Raw genomic sequence first — 17,322 nt, 5'->3', positions numbered from 1 at the left:
ATAGGTAGATTATGAATCTGAACAGCGCACAAGAAATCATTGATGACATAAAAGCCGGCAAAATGGTCATCTTGATGGATGATGAAGACCGTGAAAATGAAGGTGATTTAATTATCGCCGCCGAGCATATTTCGGCAGATGCGATTAACTTTATGGCAACTTATGGTCGCGGCTTAATTTGTTTAACTATGACTCAACAGCGCTGCCAACAATTAGATTTACCTCTTATGGTTCGCAACAACGGAGCTCAGTTCTCTACTAATTTCACATTATCGATCGAAGCTGCAAAAGGTGTTACCACAGGTATTTCTGCAGCAGATAGAGCACGTACCGTTCAGGCTGCCGTTGCAAAAGGAGCACTACCGAGTGATATTGTTCAACCAGGCCATATTTTTCCTATCATGGCGCAACCTGGTGGAGTATTGACTCGCGCAGGCCATACAGAGGCTGGGTGTGATCTTGCTCGTTTAGCAGGACTTGAGCCTTCGTCAGTTATAGTAGAAATACTAAATCCAGATGGCACAATGGCGCGCCGTCCACAGCTAGAAGTGTTTGCTAAAGAGCATGGTATTAAAATTGGTACTATCGCTGATTTAATCGAATATCGAAACCTAAACGAAACCACCATTGAAAAAGTGGCACAGTGTAAGCTGCCAACTGAATATGGTGAATTTGATCTAGTCACATACAAAGATACCATTGATAACCAGCTCCATTATGCATTGCTCAAAGGTGAAGTAAAGCCGGGTGATACCACTTTAGTGCGTGTTCATCTGCAAAGTACCTTCAATGATATTTTGTTGTCAGACCGTGGTGCTGACAGAAGCTGGAGTTTACACAGCGCGATGCAGTACATCAGTGAAAATAATGGAGTGTTGGTTGTACTGGGCAAACAAGAGCAAAGCCATGAAATTGAAGCGATGGTAAAAGCGTTTGCAGCTCAAGATAAAGGTGAGCAAGTAAATGTACGCAAGTTTCAAGGTACTTCACGTACGGTAGGTGTTGGCTCACAAATTCTAGCTGATTTGGGCATCCAAAAAATGCGCTTGATGAGCATGCCGAAAAAGTATCATGCGTTGTCTGGATTCCATCTAGAAGTGGTTGATTACGTCGAGCCACAATAAGGATAGTAAAAGTCACTAGATAGCGGGCCTAATATAGGCCCGTTTTAAGTTGTTTGGGGATAGGTAAAATTGTGCTATTATGCGCCCCAATTTGGCAATTGCTTGACCGAATAATTCGGTACATGCTTCAGCATTGGTATTTATAAGATTAGGATCATCTAATGAACATTATTGAAGGTAACAAATATGCACCGGGCAAAAAATTTGCCATTGTTATTTCTCGTTTTAACGACTTTATTGGTAAGAGTTTACTAGAAGGTGCTGTAGACGAGTTAAAGCGTACCGGTGGCGTAAGCGATGAAGACATCACCGTGGTATATGTGCCGGGTGCCGTTGAGTTACCTTTAGCAGCAAAGCGTATTGCAATGAAGAAACAGTTTGATGCCATCATTGCATTGGGTGTGATCATTCGAGGTGGTACACCACATTTTGACTTAGTTGCTAATGAATCAAACAAAGGGTTGGCAAATGTGTCTTTGGAGTATGATATTCCAGTTGCATTTGGCGTACTTACCACTGAAAGCATTGAGCAAGCCATAGAACGCGCGGGTACCAAAATGGGTAACAAGGGTGGCGAAGCTGCACTTGGCGCCTTGGAAATGGTAAACGTGCTAGAGCAAATTTAAGAGGATCCTCTGTGAAACCAGCAGCTAGACGTAAAGCACGTATATTGGCCTTGCAAGCCGTGTACTCATGGCAATTAAGCGCAAACCCAATCGCCGACATTGAACAACAAATGTTGATCGAAAATGATGTCTCTAAAGTGGACGTTGAGTATTTTAAAGATTTGGCACGTGGTGTTGCGGTTAATCAAAAGCAGCTTGATGAGATTGTTAAACCGCACTTATCAAGACCATTTGATGACTTAGATGAAGTTGAACGCGCTGTATTAAGATTGAGTGCATATGAGCTTAAGTTCAGAGAAGATGTACCTTATAAAGTGGCAATCAACGAAGGTATAGAGCTTGCCAAAATTTTTGGAGCCGAAGATAGCCATAAATTTGTTAATGGTGTCTTAGATAAGGCTGTAAAAGAGTTGCGAAAATAAGGCTAAATTTAAGGAGAGCCGGCGTTGGCCGGCTTTTTTGTGTATGAAGGAATTTGAACTTATAAATCGCTACTTTACTGGTCGTGGCATTTCGCGCAGAGATGTAGATTTAGGGATTGGTGACGATTGTGCGCTCGTGAATGTGCCTGAAAACTGTCAATTAGCGATAACAACAGATACGTTAGTTGAAGGTGTTCATTTTTTTGCTGACATACCACCTCGTGCACTCGGGCATCGAGTTATCGCGGTTAATTTGAGTGATTTAGCTGCGATGGGAGCGGAGCCTGCATGGTTATCGATTGGTTTAACTCTACCAAATATTGATGCACAGTGGCTTGAAGCGTTTACCGATGGGATGCATGAAATAGCGGAATACTACAATGTGCAAATTATCGGTGGCGACACAACGCAAGGCCCTTTAACCATAACCGTGTGTGCTAAAGGCATCGTACCAAATGGCAAAGCTTTAACTCGCTCTGGTGCTCGTAATGGTGATTGGATTTATGTTACGGGCCCATTGGGTGATGCGGGGTTGGCGATTGAAGCTCGTAAACAAGGCTGGTCGATAGCTCCTGTACACCTTAAAAATGCCAATGAGCGCTTTTTTTACCCATCCCCAAGGGTAGCTGCAGGTCAAGTATTAAGAGGTGTTGCAACTTCCGCTATTGATATATCTGACGGCTTGCTAGCTGATTTATCGCATATTCTCAAGCAATCAGGCGTAGGGGCTGTTATTCACGCCGATAAAGTGCCCACTTCTGCCGCTCTTAATAGTTTAGACAATGACGAGCTTCGTTTGCAATTGGCACTGGCTTATGGCGATGATTACGAGTTGTTATTTACAGTCAGTGATGACAATAAGAATATGCTGGAGGCAAAGCTAAACCAGTATGGGGTAGAGCCTGTGTGTATTGGGCAAATTGTTAATAACGATGGCAGGTTAGAGCTGCTTAATAACAATCAGCCATGGCCACTTCCAGAAGTTGGCTTTGAACATTTTAGCTAGGAGTCGATTTGGCTAAGCAGTATAAATTTGATCTTAAACGCCCTCATCAGTTTTTTGGCTTAGGGTTTGGGCTTGGTTTGTCGCCAATTGCGCCGGGAACTATGGGGACTTTTGCCGCATTACCCTTTATTTTTATCACCGCTACTTTCCCACTGTGGCTGCAAATAGTGTTTGCATTGGTGATCAGTGTGTTTGGTTTGTGGGTGTGTGGACAAACAGCAAAAGATGTGCAAGTACACGATCACCCTTCAATAGTGTGGGATGAGGTGGCTGGTTTTTATATCACAATGATAGGGGCGACTTTGAACTGGCAGTCATTAATTGTTGGTTTTTTATTGTTCCGCTTTTTTGATATCGTAAAGCCTGGACCCATTAAAATGCTTGATAAACGCTTACATGGCGGATTTGGTATTATGGCGGATGATATTCTTGCGGGTATTTTTTCATTAATTTGCTTGCAGGCTTTGTTTAAAACTGGTGTATTAACGCTCTGAAATTAGGCTGAAAATAGTGTCAACTATGGATAGATTGTTTAGGTTTATACTTTTTGTTGTGATTAGTTTTATGACGCACGCAACGTATGCGTCTATCAATGATTATGTTGTAAAACAATGGAACTTACAAAATGGCTTACCTTCACAGTCTATTAAAAGCATAACGCAAGATAAGCAAGGCTATATATGGCTTGCGACTCAATTTGGTTTGAGTCGTTTTGATGGGCAAAAATTTACTAATTTAACGACCCAAAATACCGATTTTTTGCGCTCTAATGCCATTCATAAATTGCTAGTTGGTAACGATGGCATGCTATGGGTAGGTACTCGCCGAGGAGTGCATCGCATAAACCCACAGACTTTCGAAGTAGAGTCACTGAATATATCGGGACCCGTACGGGATATTATTGAAGATAATCAAGGTAGTATTTGGGTTGCTGCGAATGGCCTTCATTATATATCACATCAAAGTTTAGCACTTGCTAATAGCTCTGTACCCGCTCGAAAATTATCGGCGGTTAAAATTAACCAGATAGTGGGCGCTGTGTCTAAAATGGCGTTGGCTAACGATGGGATTTGGTTGGTTAATGAGCGGCATTTATTAAAAATTAAACAAGCTAGCGTTTCAACTGAAAATGCATTTAGATTGGAGTTATCCAGTCGCTTGTCACTTCCTCAGCAACTAGCGCAGACCATTTTGCATGATCTCGCTTGGATAGATGGCCGATTATTTTTAGCCACTGAATTGGGGGCTTATTTTTTGGATATAGATGAAGTTCTTCGCCGCTATGATGAAATAGGTAATACCGCTGTATATAAATTTATGAGCGATGGTGAAGGCGGCGTATGGGTGTCTACTTCAAATAGTCTAATGTTTAAAGAAGGTCGGGGGCCATGGCAATCAGTCAGACCCGTGCAGTCTGAGCAAAGCGTTTGGTTTTCAGATATTTTCAAAGACAATGAAAATAATATTTGGCTCGCCAGCCTCAATGAAGGGTTGTGGTTTGCGCATGCAGGTAAAGTAGCAAGATATTCGCTCGGGAGCGATACAAATCAAGGCATAACCGCTATCACACGTTCACCAATGGGACAAATTTGGGTTGCAAACCGTTATGGTATCGGCACCTTGGATCCGGATGGGCAATATCAGCAAGTAATTGATATCAATAGCTTGGAGCGCTTGACTGTGAACGATTTAGAGTTTCAGGGCGAAGCTTTATTGATGGGGACCGACCGCGGAGTACTGGTCTATGAGGAGGGAGAGTTACGCAGCCTTCCTTACCGGGAGCTACGTCAAAATCCTGTGTTTTCTATCAGCCCATCAAATGAAGGGGGCTTATGGTTTGGCACCGGCCGAGGCTTGTATCGATTAGAATATTCAGAACTAACGCCGTTTAATTACAATACCTTTCTTGGCAGTCAATTTGTAACCTTTGTTGTTGATTTTCCAAATTTTGGTTTTATCGGCACGAATAAAGGGGCGTATCGCTATAACGATCGGGGTATCGAAAAGTTGGGTGGGCAGACATCACTTGAGAGTGCCTACATTACGAGCATATTTCACATCCAAGATGTTGCGACTTTAATTGGTTCTTGGAGTGATGGTCTTTTTTATCTGACCGCAGATGGGCAGTGGTATCAGTTAGATGCATCGAATGGGTTACCGTACGGTTCAATTACATCTCTGCATTTTGATAAGCAGTTACAACAAGTATGGGTAGGTACAAAAAAAGGTGTTTATCGAATGCCTGTAGCGCAATTTAAAGGGCCAATAAGCAACTTAAAAGTCGATCAAGTCATTAGCCAATTTGATAGACAGCTTGATGGTAAGGCTAGCCGTTGCTGCTCTGGCTTTGGGCATGATGCGGTGATGGAAACACAAGACGCAATTTGGTATCCAAGCTCTCAAGGTGTTGTAAAAATACCAAAGAATATGCAGTTGTTTGGCTCTGATGAACTGACTTTAAAGCTCGAAGCCTTGTTTACAGCGGAGCGCAGGTTATCGGGTAACGAATTGGAAAGTAAAATTTTTCTAAATACTGCTGAGCGAGATTTAACGGTACAATACACAGCGATTGATTTTTATGCACCACAAAGCGTTGAGTTTAGATATAGATTATTAAGCAATGGTATAACAAACGCAGATTGGCGTGAAACACAAAGACGCCAAGATGCTATTTACACGAACTTATCCCCTGGTGAATATACATTTGAACTACAGGCAAAAAGACGCGGTCAAGACTGGCAAGCCGCAACAAGGAAGCAAATAAACATTTCCATCCCCAGGAGGTTTGATGAAACCATGTATTTTAGGCTCCTGATCACCTGTGGGTTTGCATTCTTGTTTTATCTCATATTCTGGGTGTTTAGAGCGCAAGAACGTCGGAAACATCAAGCCTTAGAAGACTTGGTTGCAGAGCGCACGACTGAGCTTCGTAAAGCCAATGAAAAGCTTAATCAGGTTAATACACAACTTAAACTTGTGAGCCACACAGACGAGCTAACAGGGTTACGTAGCCGTCGATTTTTATTTGATCAATTACCTAAAGATGTCGAGCATTTCCAACGTAATGCTCAGTCATTACAGCAGCAAAATAAGAGCTTGGTGCTGATGATCCTAAACATTGATAAGTTCAGCAAAGTAAATGATGCATATGGGCCGCTTGGTGGTGATAGCTGTTTGCAACAAATGGCCGCGTTGTTGAACTCTCGCACTCAAGGTTCTGACTATGTTGCTCGCTGGAGTGGTGATGAATTTTTACTGCTACTACGAGATTTCAAACGCGATGATGTAGAGAGTTATTCAAGAGAGCTTTGTAAGGCAGTCGCTGATTTTGACTTTAAGTTGCCCAATGGTAAATCTCTGGCATTGAGTGTATCTATGGGGTGGTCTTTGTACCCATTACCTTTGCTTGGAGGTCAAGTAATAGGTTGGGAAGCATCTGTGAACCTAGCGGATATCGCTTTGCACCAAGTCAAGCAACGAGGTGGTGATGGTGCAGCAACAATTACCTTTGATGACCAGCTAGATGCCTTTGAGTTTGAGCAAAGCAGTAATATCGAGTCTCAGCTTGAAGTGCTGCAAAGTAACGGCTTAGCTGAGGTGGAAGTTTGGATGCGTTAAGCACGTCTGAACAGCCATCGAAAATACATAACCCAACCGGCGGCTAGTGAATAAAATGGATGGTTAAAGGTCGCAGGACGGTTATGCTCAAAAACAAAATGGCCGAGCCAAGCAAAGCCATAGCCACATATCGGTATTAATATAACAAAGAGCAGGCTTTGCCAATAAAGCGCCGCAATGAGGTTGACTAATACCAGCGTACTACCTAAGTAATGACAAGCTCGACACCAGGGGTGTTGGTGTTGTTCCAAATAGAATGGATAAAATTCTTGGAATGTCGCAAATTGACGTGGCATAGCAGACCTCAAAAGTAAAAAAGGAGCATATGCTCCTTTTTATAGAATCTCTTGAACTTTTTTCAAGATACTTTGCTCATCTAGTCCCAATTGGGCATGCATTTGCTCTTGTGTACCGTGTTTTATGAACTCATCAGGCAGGCCCAAGTGGGTTATTTTGACTGATGCACCAATATTTGCGTAAAACTCGCTAACAGCGCTACCTGCCCCTCCTGCAATAGCATTATCTTCTAGCGTCACAAAATGCTCATGTGTCGTTTGCAGCTTTCGTAGTAACTCTGTATCGAGTGGTTTAACAAAGCGCATATCGACTAAGGTCGCGTTGCATTGTTCGGCAGCGAGTTTGGCATTGTGTAATAATGTACCAAAGCTGAGTATTGCCAGCTTTTCTCCGTCTTGAATAATTCTTCCTTTACCAATCGTCAGTGGTTGCATAGTTTGCTCAATGCTTGCATCCCCAGCACTGCCGCGAGGGTAACGGACCGCTGCGGGACCATTGTGCAGATAGCCTGTATGAAGCATTTGACGACATTCGTTGGTATCACTTGGCGCCATAATAACCATATTGGGAATACAGCGCATAAAGCTTAAATCATACGCACCTTGGTGAGTTTCCCCGTCAGCACCGACTACACCGGCACGATCCACTGCAAATAGGACTGGGAGGTTTTGCAAGGCAACGTCATGAATTAATTGGTCATACGCACGTTGCAAGAAACTTGAGTATATAGCAACTACAGGTTTCAATCCTTCGCAGGCAAAGCCTGCCGCAAGTGTTACGGCATGCTGCTCTGCAATCGCAACGTCAAAATATTGCTCAGGGTATTCTTTGGAGAAGCGCACCATACCTGAACCTTCACGCATGGCAGGGGTAATGGCCATTAAGTTGCTATCATTTTGGGCTTGGTCACATAGCCAATCACCAAATACTTTAGAAAAACTGGGGGCACTTGGCGCTGATTTAGGCAAACTATGAACGCTAGGATCAAATTTAGGCACGGCATGATATCCGATAGGATCTGCTTCGGCCGGTTTGTAACCTTTACCCTTTTGCGTTTTGATGTGCAGTAGCTGAGGACCTTTTAGATTGCGCATATTACGTAACGTATCGACTAACATGTTTACATCATGACCATCAATTGGGCCGATGTAATTAAGGCCTAACTCTTCGAAAAATGTACCCGGGATCACCATGCCTTTTAGGTGCTCTTCCATTCGACTGGCGAGCTCTTTAACCGGTGGAACACCTGAGAGTAATCGCTTACTGCCTTCGCGAATATTGGTATAAAAACTACCAGATAAGATACGAGCAAAGTGGTTAGTAAGTGCACCAACATTCTCAGAAATAGACATTTCATTATCGTTAAGTACGATCAACATATCTGACTTTACGTCACCGGCATGATTCATCGCTTCAAAAGCCATGCCAGCAGTTATAGCGCCATCACCAATCACCGCAACTGTTTTTCTGCCTTTGCCTTCTTTTTGCGCGGCGATGGACATACCCAGTGCCGCAGAAATAGACGTGCTAGAGTGGCCAACACTGAAAGTGTCGTATTCACTTTCATCGCGGTACGGAAAAGGGTGCAATCCATCTTTTTGACGTATTGTATGGATCTGGTCTCGTCTGCCAGTGAGAATTTTATGTGGGTAAGCCTGATGGCCAACATCCCAAATAAGCCTATCATCAGGGGTATTGTAAACGTAATGAAGTGCAACCGTCAGTTCGACAGTGCCAAGTCCTGATGCGAAGTGGCCACTACTTTGTGACACTGAGTTGAGTAAATACTCTCTAAGCTCATTACTGAGTGTGGTAAGTTTGTGCTGCGGTATCTTCCGCAGTTGCTTTGGGTCATCAGCCAAAGCTAATAAGGGGTACTTGCTACTATCCAATTTCATGGTATCAATTATGTGTCCTACGCAAACTTCGCACAATTATATACAAAGGCTGCTGTTAGTTTTACCTATTTATACAAATTAGCCATTAATTTGTCATGAACAGCGATTAATTGAGCGCTGCTTGGGCCTGTTGAGCTTTGCTGTTTAATTTTAATTCCCCAAAGGGCTGCGCTTTATTGCCATTTATACCGTGCTGCCCCACATGGAGGTGGGTAAGGTGATTTTGTAGGAGCACAAAGTCTTTATTCCCCAGACTCATATAGAAAAACCATGCAACGTAGCTCTGCTGTGTATAAACACCAATCAAACTGGCGCAAAAATAAACTTAAAAGATAAATAGGTCCTAATATTTTCTTTCAATAATATAGTGTGCTAAATCGGCTAAAACAGCGGTGTCTTCGTCTATTTCCTCTAGCGCTGCAATCGCATCATTGATTAACGCTTGCGCTTTGCTTTTTGCGCCATCTAAGCCGAGTAATGCAGGATAAGTAGACTTATTGTTTTCAATGTCAGAGCCTTGCGGTTTGCCAAGTGACAAGGTATCGCCCTCAATATCTAAAATGTCATCTTGCACTTGAAAAGCGAGGCCAATATTTTGTGCATAGCGCTGCAGTGCTTGATGGGTTGAGGGTTTTACATCGGTTGCACACAACGCGCCTAATTCTATCGAGGCACCTAACAACGCACCAGTTTTTAGCTTATGAATTCGCTCTAGTTCATCTAGTGTAACGAGTCTATTGGTGGCTGCAAGATCAAGCGCTTGACCGCCAATCATGCCTTCAATCCCAGAGGCTTTAGCTAGCGTGTTTAACATTTTTACTTGCTGAGCCATTGGCACCTTAAAAGTATGTTCACTGAGTAATTCAAAGGCAATAGTTTGCAATGCATCACCGGCCAAAATAGCTTGAGCCTCATTAAAAGCTATATGACACGTTGGTTTGCCTCGACGTAGTTCATCATCGTCCATCGCAGGTAAGTCATCGTGTACCAAGGAATAGCTATGAATACACTCTATTGCAGCCGCCACAATATCTAAATCAGCCAAATGCGCACCAAGCATTTGCCCCGTTGCATACACTAAAAATGGCCTTAAGCGCTTGCCACCGTTATTTATGCTATAGAACGTCGCTTCTTTGATGGTGTCATCGGTATCTAATGTGCGAGCGAAATAATTTGCAATAGTATTTGCAACGCGGGTCTGAGTGTTATTTAGTTGTTCTTTTAATTCCACAGTCTATTCCACATCACCTTGAAACGGAACAGTAGAACTTTGGCTGTCATTAGCCATTAGAATAGAGACTTTTTGTTCAGCTTGTTGAAGTTTATTGGTTGATGAATTTGCCAAAGCAATACCTCTTTCAAACTGCTTTAAAGATTGCTCTAGCGTCAATGTACCTTGCTCCATTGACTGAACGATCCCTTCAAGTTCTGCCATTGCTTCTTCAAAACTCAGATTGTCTGGTTTTTTTGTTGCCATGATATTGTCTCATTTGTGATTAATGCCAACATTTGGGCATGCTGAGCTTTTTTGTATATTTGTCTGCGCATTTTAGCAGGATTGAGGCTGCGTAGCATAACTGTTCTACAATAACGTTGCTAGCTAGAAAGTCACCATGCCCTAGTATAAGCGCCCAATTTTAGGGGCAATATGTGGTAAGGTCAAAGTTTGCTGCTAGCTTTTACTATACTATCCCAAAACATGTTGAAACCTGTGGGCGGGTGTGGCTCGCAATTTTAGTGCTTTTTAATATAATTGATTTAAGATATTCAGTAGCTTGCCGATAGTTAATAGTGGTTCATAAGCATTGCTTTATGTTCAATAATTTATGGCACACCTTTTGTATGCCTTATCAGCATGAGTCGCTTGGGCAAGAATTAGAATAGATAAAACTCTCTGGAGGGTATGTGGATTTAGCAACCGTTATTGGGATCCTAGGCGCAATAGGCCTGATTGTGATGTCCATGTTCATGAGTAGTGATGGCGAGATAATAATGTTTGCCGACGCTGCGTCTGGCGTTATCGTTTTCGGTGGTTCACTCTTTATTGTTTTGGCAAATTTTAGCATGCCAAAGTTTTTCGTCATTGGTAAAGTGGTCGGCAAGGCCTTCATGTTTAAAATTGAGACACCTGAGGAGCTAATTGAAAAAGCGGTAGAATTGGCAGATTCAGCGCGTAAAGGCGGCTTTTTAGCCCTTGAAGAAGCGGATATCCCCAATTCATTTATGCGCAAAGGAGTCGACATGTTAGTTGACGGTCATGATGCCGATGTTGTGCGAGCTACTTTACAAAAAGACATCTCGTTAACAACAAACCGCCACGATGAAGGGGCGTCTTTATTCAAAAAGCTCGGTGATATTGCGCCCGCAATGGGTATGATCGGTACTCTAATTGGTTTGGTTGCGATGCTTTCAAACATGGATGATCCTAAAGCAATAGGCCCTGCGATGGCAGTTGCCTTGTTAACCACTTTATATGGCGCTTTTCTTGCCAACGTTGTTGCTATCCCTATTCAATCTAAATTAGAGCTCAGAAGAGATGAAGAAGAATTAAATCAAAGGCTTATACTCGATGCGATTCTCGGAATTCAAGACGGTCAAAACCCCAAAGTTATTGAAGGCATTCTGAAAAACTACCTGCCAGCATCTAAACGCTTGCATGAGAAAGAGGAATAGCGCTGATGTCTGAAGAAAAAGAATGTAAATGCCCACCCCCTGGCTTGCCTGCTTGGATGGGGACATTTGCAGATCTGATGTCTTTGCTCATGTGCTTTTTCGTACTTCTTTTGGCGTTTTCAGAAATGGACGTACTCAAGTTCAAACAAATAGCTGGCTCGATGAAGTTTGCTTTTGGTGTACAAAATAAAATCGAAGTAAAAGATATCCCCAAAGGGACTAGCGTAATAGCGATGGAATTCACACCTGGTAAGCCTGAACCCACACCGATAGAAACTATCCAACAGCAGACTGTGGAAATGACACAGCAGATGTTAGAGTTTCAGGCTGGTGAGGAAAGCTCCGCAGGGGGCAGACAAGAGCAACGCGGTAATAAGCGTGGTGGTGAGTCTCAAAGTACTTCTCAGGAACAAGCAATGACGCAGTCTGTTTCAGCGGCTGAGCAGGAGCAAGTGAATGAACTGGTCAAAAAGATTGCACAACAGCTAGAAAAGCAAATTATGGACGGTGCAATAGAGCTGGAATCGCTAGGTCAACAAATCATTATTCGTATTCAAGAGAATGGCGCGTTTCCTTCCGGTAGTGCTTTTTTGCAACCGAAATTTACCCCGACAATTTTAGAAATTGCAAATTTATTAAAAGATGTACCAGGCGAGATCACGGTATCGGGGCACACTGATGACTATCAAGTCAGTAACGAGTTATACAGCAATAACTGGGATTTATCAGCAACAAGAGCGGTCGCTGTAGCGAGTGAAATGGTTAAAGCCCCAGGATTTGATAAAAATCGTTTAGTGGTTGTAGGCCATGCAGATACACGGCCTCTTGTCCCAAATGAAACCAATGCTGACAGAAGGCGAAATCGCCGTGTAGAAATATCGATTTTACAAGGTAAGCCGCAAGAGTCAGACCCGATTGAGGTTTCAGGGCAAAATCAATAAAGCAGCCTCAGGCTGCTTTATTATTGGGTTTGTTAGCCTAATGAAGGAATAACACCAGTCATCTGCAGCATCTGAGCAGCAATGATTAGTAGGCCACACAATGCCGCGATAGCCAAACCTAGTGAGCCACCTCTAACTTGGTAACCGTCAGTTTGTAAGCCTTGTTTACGTTGTGACCAAACCATTGCTACGGGTAGAAAAACAGCCAGTATCACGAGTGCGATAGCCGCATAACCTAACGCCATGATAAAACCTTTTGGATAGAACAGAGCAAAGCCAAGTGGTGGTAAAAAAGTAATTAACGCCGTTTTGCTGCGATCTAGTTTGCCATTGCCTTTTTTGAACGCATCAGCAAAAAAATCAAACAAGCCTAAGCTTACGCCTAAAAATGAAGTCGCAAGAGCTAAATCTGCAAACACAGTAACAAAGGTACTGATATGCGGGTTGTGTGCTATGTTAGATATGTTACTTACAAACCCAGACAAGCCATTACTTTGCATTAAGCTTTGCTGGCTCATAACACCTTGGCTGAGTAGTTGCCAGAATACATAAATCACCAGTGGCAGTGCCGCACCAAACATCATAACGCGACGCAGAGATTTAATATCTAAACCAACGTACTTCACGATAGAAGGAATTGAACCGTGAAAGCCAAACGAAGTGAAGATTACAGGGATTGCGGATAGTACCAAGCCTTGTTGAATAGGCATATCGAGCAGGTGCTGGCCGTGTACATAAGGACTTAAAACAAAAAACAAACTGGCAAGTACGGTAATTTTGACTGCAAATAACATTTTATTGAGTTTATCTACCGTGCTTGTGCCTGCAGTTACGACACTGGCAACCAAAATAGCCAATAAAATAGACCCTGCTTGAGGTGCTACCTCTATACCAAGCACATTACTCATTTTTTCTTGTAGTTGTGTACCACCGCCAGCGATATAAGCAGCACATAGTGCATAAAATAAAAATATCATTGCAAAGTTTGCAATATATTGCCCGCGTTTACCCAGTATTGATTTAGCAAGGGTGTTCAGTGTTGCGTCTGCACTGGCATATTGGTGAAGCTCCAGCATAAGCAGAGCGGTATAGGTCATCAGTAACCAAGACAGTAAAATCAGTATTAAAGCTGTCGTAAAGCCAAGACCTGCAGATGCAATAGGTAGCGCTAACATTCCTGCACCTATGGTCGTACCTGCGACGATCAGCATACTCCCCAGTGTTTTATTTTTAAGCACAAATTGCCCCTTTGTGTGTGAGAGAGTCCAGCAAGATATACTGGAGTGTTAAAAAATGAAATAGTTTTGCCATAAATCAATGTTAACGATTGTAATCTATGTTTTACGGGGTTTTTAATTTAGGGACTAAATGTAACAAATTCTTTGCCACGTAATGGTCTTACCTGAAGCGTTGCAGAACTGAAAGGGGACGTTCGAATAGTATAAAAAAAGCGCCTAAAAGGCGCTTGTTAAAGTGTTGTGCTCTATTTTACTTCTTTACCAGCAGCTTGTTGGTCAGCGTGGTAGCTGGAGCGAACGAATGGGCCACACGCTGCGTGAACGAAGCCAATTTCATCAGCATAGTCTTTTAACGCATCAAATTCTGCAGGTGCTACATAGCGTTTAACTGGTAAATGGTGCTTCGAAGGTTGTAAATATTGACCGACGGTCAACATATCTACGTTGTGCTCTCGTAAGTCCCTGAGTACTTCTTCGATTTCTGAGATCTCTTCACCTAAGCCAACCATCAAACCAGACTTGGTTTTAACGTTAGGGTGTGCTTCTTTAAAACGACGTAATAGTTCTAGCGACCACTTATAATCGGCACCTGGTCGCGCTAATTTGTATAAGCGTGGCGCAGTTTCTAAGTTATGGTTAAACACATCTGGTGGCGTTCGGGTTAATATTTCTAGTGCGCGGTCCATACGGCCACGAAAATCAGGTACTAGAATCTCTATCGTGATATGGGGGTTGTGTTTACGAATCGCAGTAATGCAATCAGCAAAATGTTGAGCACCACCATCGCGCAAATCATCTCTGTCTACAGACGTGATCACCACATAGCTTAGCTTCATATCTTTAATTGTGAGTGCCAGCTTCTCAGGCTCTTCAGCGTCAGGCTTAAGAGGGCGGCCGTGAGCAACATCGCAAAATGGGCAACGGCGTGTACATATCGCGCCTAAGATCATGAAAGTAGCTGTACCGTGGTTAAAGCATTCTGATAGATTTGGACAAGACGCTTCTTCACAGACCGAATGTAAGCCGTGCTTTCGCATCGCTTGTTTAATCCCATCAATGCGTTCGCTTGACTTTGGCAAACGGATCTTCAACCAATCAGGTTTGCGCAGCATTTCTTGTTTTTCAGTGGGGAGTACTTTAACGGGGATCAATGCCATTTTCTCGGCATCTCTTAGTTTTACCCCTGGCTCCATCTTTACTGGTTTACTCATTCGTTTTCAAACCCTTGTGTTTGCTCTACAACTTCAGCATTGAGTCGTTTTAGCATGTGTTTGACTAGCCCATTAGCCACTTCTTCCATTGCGGTTGGGCCGTTTAATTCGCTTGTTTGCACCATATTCATGCCAGCATAGCCACATGGGTTAATGCGCGAAAATGGCGACATATCCATGTTTACATTCAATGCTAAGCCATGAAAAGAGCAGCCTCGTCTTACTCTTAACCCTAAAGAGGCGATTTTGCTGTTATCAACGTATACGCCAGGTGCGTCTGCTTTTGCGTATGCTGTAATGCTATGCTCTGCCAAAAAGTCAATGATGCATTGCTCTAGCCATGTGACTAGTTCGCGCACACCTATCTTTAAGCGACGTAAATTAAACAGTACATACATCATTTGCTGGCCGGGTCCATGGTAGGTGACTTGCCCTCCACGATCTACTTTAATCACCGGAATGTCACCGGGTGCGAGTAAATGCTCGTCTTTACCCGCTTGACCTTGCGTGAACACGCTTTCATGTTCAACAAGCCAAATTTCATCAGCGCTATTGTCATCGCGCTGATCTGTGTATGTTTGCATTTTTTGCCAGATAGGCTCGTAACTGCATCGGCCAAGTTGGCGCACGATTACTTTATGTTGACTCATAGTTGTCGTCATGCCTATTAAAGTACGTGACGAACGTCTTCTAATGAACCAATTTCGGTGTAAATTTGTTCAATGTGCTCTTTTGATATCACAGTGACTACCACAGTAATAGACTCATAATTACCTTTACTACTGGGCTTCACTTTTGGTGCGTAATCGCCAGGTGCCATTACTTGAAGTTTGCTTAATACTTGGTCCGTAAGGCTCACGTTTGCAACACCCATTATTTTGAAGGTGAATGGGCATGGGAATTCTAAGTACTCATCAAACTTAGTATTTTTTACTGGATTTACCACTACGCTGTCCTCACTACTGGAACTATCTTGCTTGTTTGCAAGCTTAACAAATCGGTTTGTGGTTACAAACCGAGAATAATGGCGGCATTCTACCATTTTTGTGGCAAAAAAAAACGCCTCGCAATGGAGGCGTTCATTTATGATTTTTAAATTATTGTGCGATCTGTAAACGTAAATAGTCGTAGATCTTAGAGAAGAAACTTCCTTCGCCTATTTCTTCAAGCGTTACAAGCGGATACTGAGCAATTTCTTCACCTTCAAGTTGTAAAAACAAAGTACCGACCTTACTGCCTTTAGCAAGAGGTGCTTCTAGAGTTTTATCTAACTCAAAGTTTGCTTTTAGGTTTTTACGTTGACCACGAGGAATCGTGATTGGTGTGTCTTGTAAGATACCCAGTGAAACAGTTTCTTTATTACCCATCCAAATGCGCTGCTCGGCAAAGCTATCACCCGCTTTATAAGGTGTGATAGTTTCAAAAAATCTAAAACCGTAGTTGAGTAGCTTTTTGCTTTCAACCTTACGTGCTCGCTCACTGGCTGTGCCCATAACCACAGCGATAAGACGCATATCGTCTTTTGTTGCGGATGTGACTAGGCTGTAGCCAGCCTCTGAAGTATGACCCGTTTTAATACCATCCACATCAAGGCTGGCATCCCACAGCAGGGTATTTCGGTTGTATTGCTTTATGCCATTGAAGGTAAATGACTTTTCTTTATAAAGAGCATATTCATCAGGTACATCACGGATAAGTGCGGCACCAAGCGTTGCCATATCTCTAGGTGTGGTATAGTGCTCTTCGGTATCAAGACCATGACTGTTAATAAAATGCGAATTGGTCATGCCAAGTTTTTCTGCATGGGCATTCATCAGGTCGGCAAAAGCACTTTCGCTGCCCGCAATGTGCTCAGCCATTGCAACACAGGCATCATTGCCTGATTGAATGATAATGCCACGATTTAAATCGTCTACGCTTACTTGTTTACCTACTTCGATAAACATTTTTGACGATTCTGGGAAGTTCTTAGCCCATGCTTTTTCACTGATAGTGACCATGTCACTTGGAGAAATATTTCCAGCGTTTATTTCAGTACCAATTACGTAGCTTGTCATCATTTTGGTAAGACTTGCAGGTGCAAGTTTGGTATCTGCTTCACCCTCTGCAATGACTTTGCCAGTCGTAAAATCAACTAAAAAATAACCTTTAGCGTTAACTTGAGGAGGCGATGGCAAAATTTGCGCGTTGGCTGCAAAAATAGAAGCAGAACACACAAAGGCGCAAATCTGAGTAATAAATTTTGATTTTAATAAAGTCATTATGCTC

The 17,322-nt window shown here is 42.8% G+C and carries 17 protein-coding genes; 8 read left to right on the top strand and 9 right to left on the bottom strand.

Annotated elements, in window-relative coordinates; translation table 11 throughout:
* Positions 1–11: 11 nt before the first annotated feature.
* From ribBA to HG263_RS18855, 6 genes are all read left to right on the top strand, one after another.
* Positions 12–1,124 (top strand): bifunctional 3,4-dihydroxy-2-butanone-4-phosphate synthase/GTP cyclohydrolase II, encoded by a 1,113-nt coding sequence (ribBA, locus tag HG263_RS18880; RefSeq protein ID WP_171627634.1) that lies wholly within the window; start codon positions 12–14, stop codon positions 1,122–1,124.
* A gap of 161 nt (positions 1,125–1,285) precedes the next feature.
* Positions 1,286–1,750: a 6,7-dimethyl-8-ribityllumazine synthase gene (gene ribH, locus HG263_RS18875; protein WP_171627633.1), complete on the top strand. Its 465-nt coding sequence runs from the start codon at positions 1,286–1,288 to the stop codon at positions 1,748–1,750.
* Between the two features lie 11 nt (positions 1,751–1,761).
* Positions 1,762–2,172 (top strand): transcription antitermination factor NusB, encoded by a 411-nt coding sequence (gene nusB / locus HG263_RS18870; protein ID WP_152086708.1) that lies wholly within the window; start codon positions 1,762–1,764, stop codon positions 2,170–2,172.
* A 43-nt stretch (positions 2,173–2,215) separates the two neighbouring features.
* Positions 2,216–3,178, top strand: coding sequence for a thiamine-phosphate kinase (thiL, locus tag HG263_RS18865; RefSeq protein ID WP_171627632.1), 963 nt, complete (start codon positions 2,216–2,218; stop codon positions 3,176–3,178).
* 8 nt (positions 3,179–3,186) lie between these two features.
* Positions 3,187–3,672: a phosphatidylglycerophosphatase A family protein gene (locus tag HG263_RS18860; RefSeq protein ID WP_171627631.1), complete on the top strand. Its 486-nt coding sequence runs from the start codon at positions 3,187–3,189 to the stop codon at positions 3,670–3,672.
* A gap of 34 nt (positions 3,673–3,706) precedes the next feature.
* Entirely contained in the window at positions 3,707–6,796 is a 3,090-nt protein-coding gene (locus HG263_RS18855) for a diguanylate cyclase domain-containing protein (protein ID WP_439332003.1), read from the top strand.
* Here the strand turns inward: HG263_RS18855 and HG263_RS18850 are convergent.
* The 4 genes from HG263_RS18850 to HG263_RS18835 form a co-directional block, all read right to left on the bottom strand.
* The gene (locus tag HG263_RS18850) at positions 6,793–7,092 is read right to left on the bottom strand and encodes an Mpo1-like protein (protein ID WP_171627629.1); all 300 of its coding nucleotides are present in this window, start codon (positions 7,090–7,092) and stop codon (positions 6,793–6,795) included. The two genes, HG263_RS18855 and HG263_RS18850, sit on opposite strands and share 4 nt — an antisense overlap.
* A 39-nt stretch (positions 7,093–7,131) precedes the next feature.
* The gene (gene dxs / locus HG263_RS18845) at positions 7,132–8,991 is read right to left on the bottom strand and encodes a 1-deoxy-D-xylulose-5-phosphate synthase (RefSeq protein ID WP_171627628.1); all 1,860 of its coding nucleotides are present in this window, start codon (positions 8,989–8,991) and stop codon (positions 7,132–7,134) included.
* A 343-nt stretch (positions 8,992–9,334) separates the two neighbouring features.
* Positions 9,335–10,222 (bottom strand): (2E,6E)-farnesyl diphosphate synthase, encoded by an 888-nt coding sequence (gene ispA / locus HG263_RS18840; RefSeq protein ID WP_171627627.1) that lies wholly within the window; start codon positions 10,220–10,222, stop codon positions 9,335–9,337.
* Between the two features lie 3 nt (positions 10,223–10,225).
* Positions 10,226–10,468, bottom strand: a complete 243-nt coding sequence (locus tag HG263_RS18835) for an exodeoxyribonuclease VII small subunit (protein WP_171627626.1) — start codon at positions 10,466–10,468, stop codon at positions 10,226–10,228.
* 428 nt (positions 10,469–10,896) lie between these two features.
* On the opposite strand from HG263_RS18835, the gene pomA reads away from it, so the two are divergent.
* Complete coding sequence (pomA, locus tag HG263_RS18830) at positions 10,897–11,664, top strand: flagellar motor protein PomA (RefSeq protein WP_171627625.1); 768 nt, start codon at positions 10,897–10,899, stop codon at positions 11,662–11,664.
* Between the two features lie 5 nt (positions 11,665–11,669).
* Positions 11,670–12,605 (top strand): flagellar motor protein MotB, encoded by a 936-nt coding sequence (locus HG263_RS18825; RefSeq protein ID WP_171627624.1) that lies wholly within the window; start codon positions 11,670–11,672, stop codon positions 12,603–12,605.
* Between the two features lie 32 nt (positions 12,606–12,637).
* Here the strand turns inward: HG263_RS18825 and HG263_RS18820 are convergent, their stop codons facing one another.
* From HG263_RS18820 to HG263_RS18800, 5 genes are all read right to left on the bottom strand, one after another.
* Positions 12,638–13,843, bottom strand: a complete 1,206-nt coding sequence (locus HG263_RS18820) for an aromatic amino acid transport family protein (RefSeq protein WP_171627623.1) — start codon at positions 13,841–13,843, stop codon at positions 12,638–12,640.
* 245 nt (positions 13,844–14,088) lie between these two features.
* Positions 14,089–15,054, bottom strand: coding sequence for a lipoyl synthase (gene lipA, locus HG263_RS18815; RefSeq protein WP_171627622.1), 966 nt, complete (start codon positions 15,052–15,054; stop codon positions 14,089–14,091).
* A complete protein-coding gene (lipB, locus tag HG263_RS18810; RefSeq protein ID WP_171627621.1) occupies positions 15,051–15,704 on the bottom strand; it encodes a lipoyl(octanoyl) transferase LipB in 654 nt (217 codons plus the stop codon). Before lipB ends, lipA begins: the two co-directional genes overlap by 4 nt.
* Before the next feature lie 17 nt (positions 15,705–15,721).
* The gene (gene ybeD / locus HG263_RS22470; RefSeq protein WP_171627620.1) at positions 15,722–16,000 is read right to left on the bottom strand and encodes a DUF493 family protein YbeD; all 279 of its coding nucleotides are present in this window, start codon (positions 15,998–16,000) and stop codon (positions 15,722–15,724) included.
* Positions 16,001–16,151: 151 nt separating this feature from the next.
* Positions 16,152–17,315, bottom strand: coding sequence for a serine hydrolase (locus HG263_RS18800; RefSeq protein ID WP_171627619.1), 1,164 nt, complete (start codon positions 17,313–17,315; stop codon positions 16,152–16,154).
* Positions 17,316–17,322: the final 7 nt, after the last annotated feature.

Origin of the sequence: Pseudoalteromonas caenipelagi, assembly GCF_013140855.1 — a bacterium.
In the GTDB taxonomy this organism is placed as follows: Bacteria; Pseudomonadota; Gammaproteobacteria; order Enterobacterales; family Alteromonadaceae; genus Pseudoalteromonas; species Pseudoalteromonas caenipelagi.
This window is presented reverse-complemented; position numbering and strand designations above follow the sequence as displayed.

What these genes read in the sequence shown, in the direction of transcription:
- ribH (WP_171627633.1), top strand. Translation starts at nt 1,286, where the DNA reads ATGAACATTATTGAAGGTAACAAATATGCACCGGGCAAAAAATTTGCC.
- HG263_RS18850 (WP_171627629.1), bottom strand. Translation starts at nt 7,092, where the DNA reads ATGCCACGTCAATTTGCGACATTCCAAGAATTTTATCCATTCTATTTG.
- lipB (WP_171627621.1), bottom strand. Translation starts at nt 15,704, where the DNA reads ATGAGTCAACATAAAGTAATCGTGCGCCAACTTGGCCGATGCAGTTAC.
- lipA (WP_171627622.1), bottom strand. Translation starts at nt 15,054, where the DNA reads ATGAGTAAACCAGTAAAGATGGAGCCAGGGGTAAAACTAAGAGATGCC.
- HG263_RS18800 (WP_171627619.1), bottom strand. Translation starts at nt 17,315, where the DNA reads ATGACTTTATTAAAATCAAAATTTATTACTCAGATTTGCGCCTTTGTG.
- dxs (WP_171627628.1), bottom strand. Translation starts at nt 8,991, where the DNA reads ATGAAATTGGATAGTAGCAAGTACCCCTTATTAGCTTTGGCTGATGAC.
- thiL (WP_171627632.1), top strand. Translation starts at nt 2,216, where the DNA reads ATGAAGGAATTTGAACTTATAAATCGCTACTTTACTGGTCGTGGCATT.
- HG263_RS18835 (WP_171627626.1), bottom strand. Translation starts at nt 10,468, where the DNA reads ATGGCAACAAAAAAACCAGACAATCTGAGTTTTGAAGAAGCAATGGCA.
- HG263_RS18825 (WP_171627624.1), top strand. Translation starts at nt 11,670, where the DNA reads ATGTCTGAAGAAAAAGAATGTAAATGCCCACCCCCTGGCTTGCCTGCT.
- ribBA (WP_171627634.1), top strand. Translation starts at nt 12, where the DNA reads ATGAATCTGAACAGCGCACAAGAAATCATTGATGACATAAAAGCCGGC.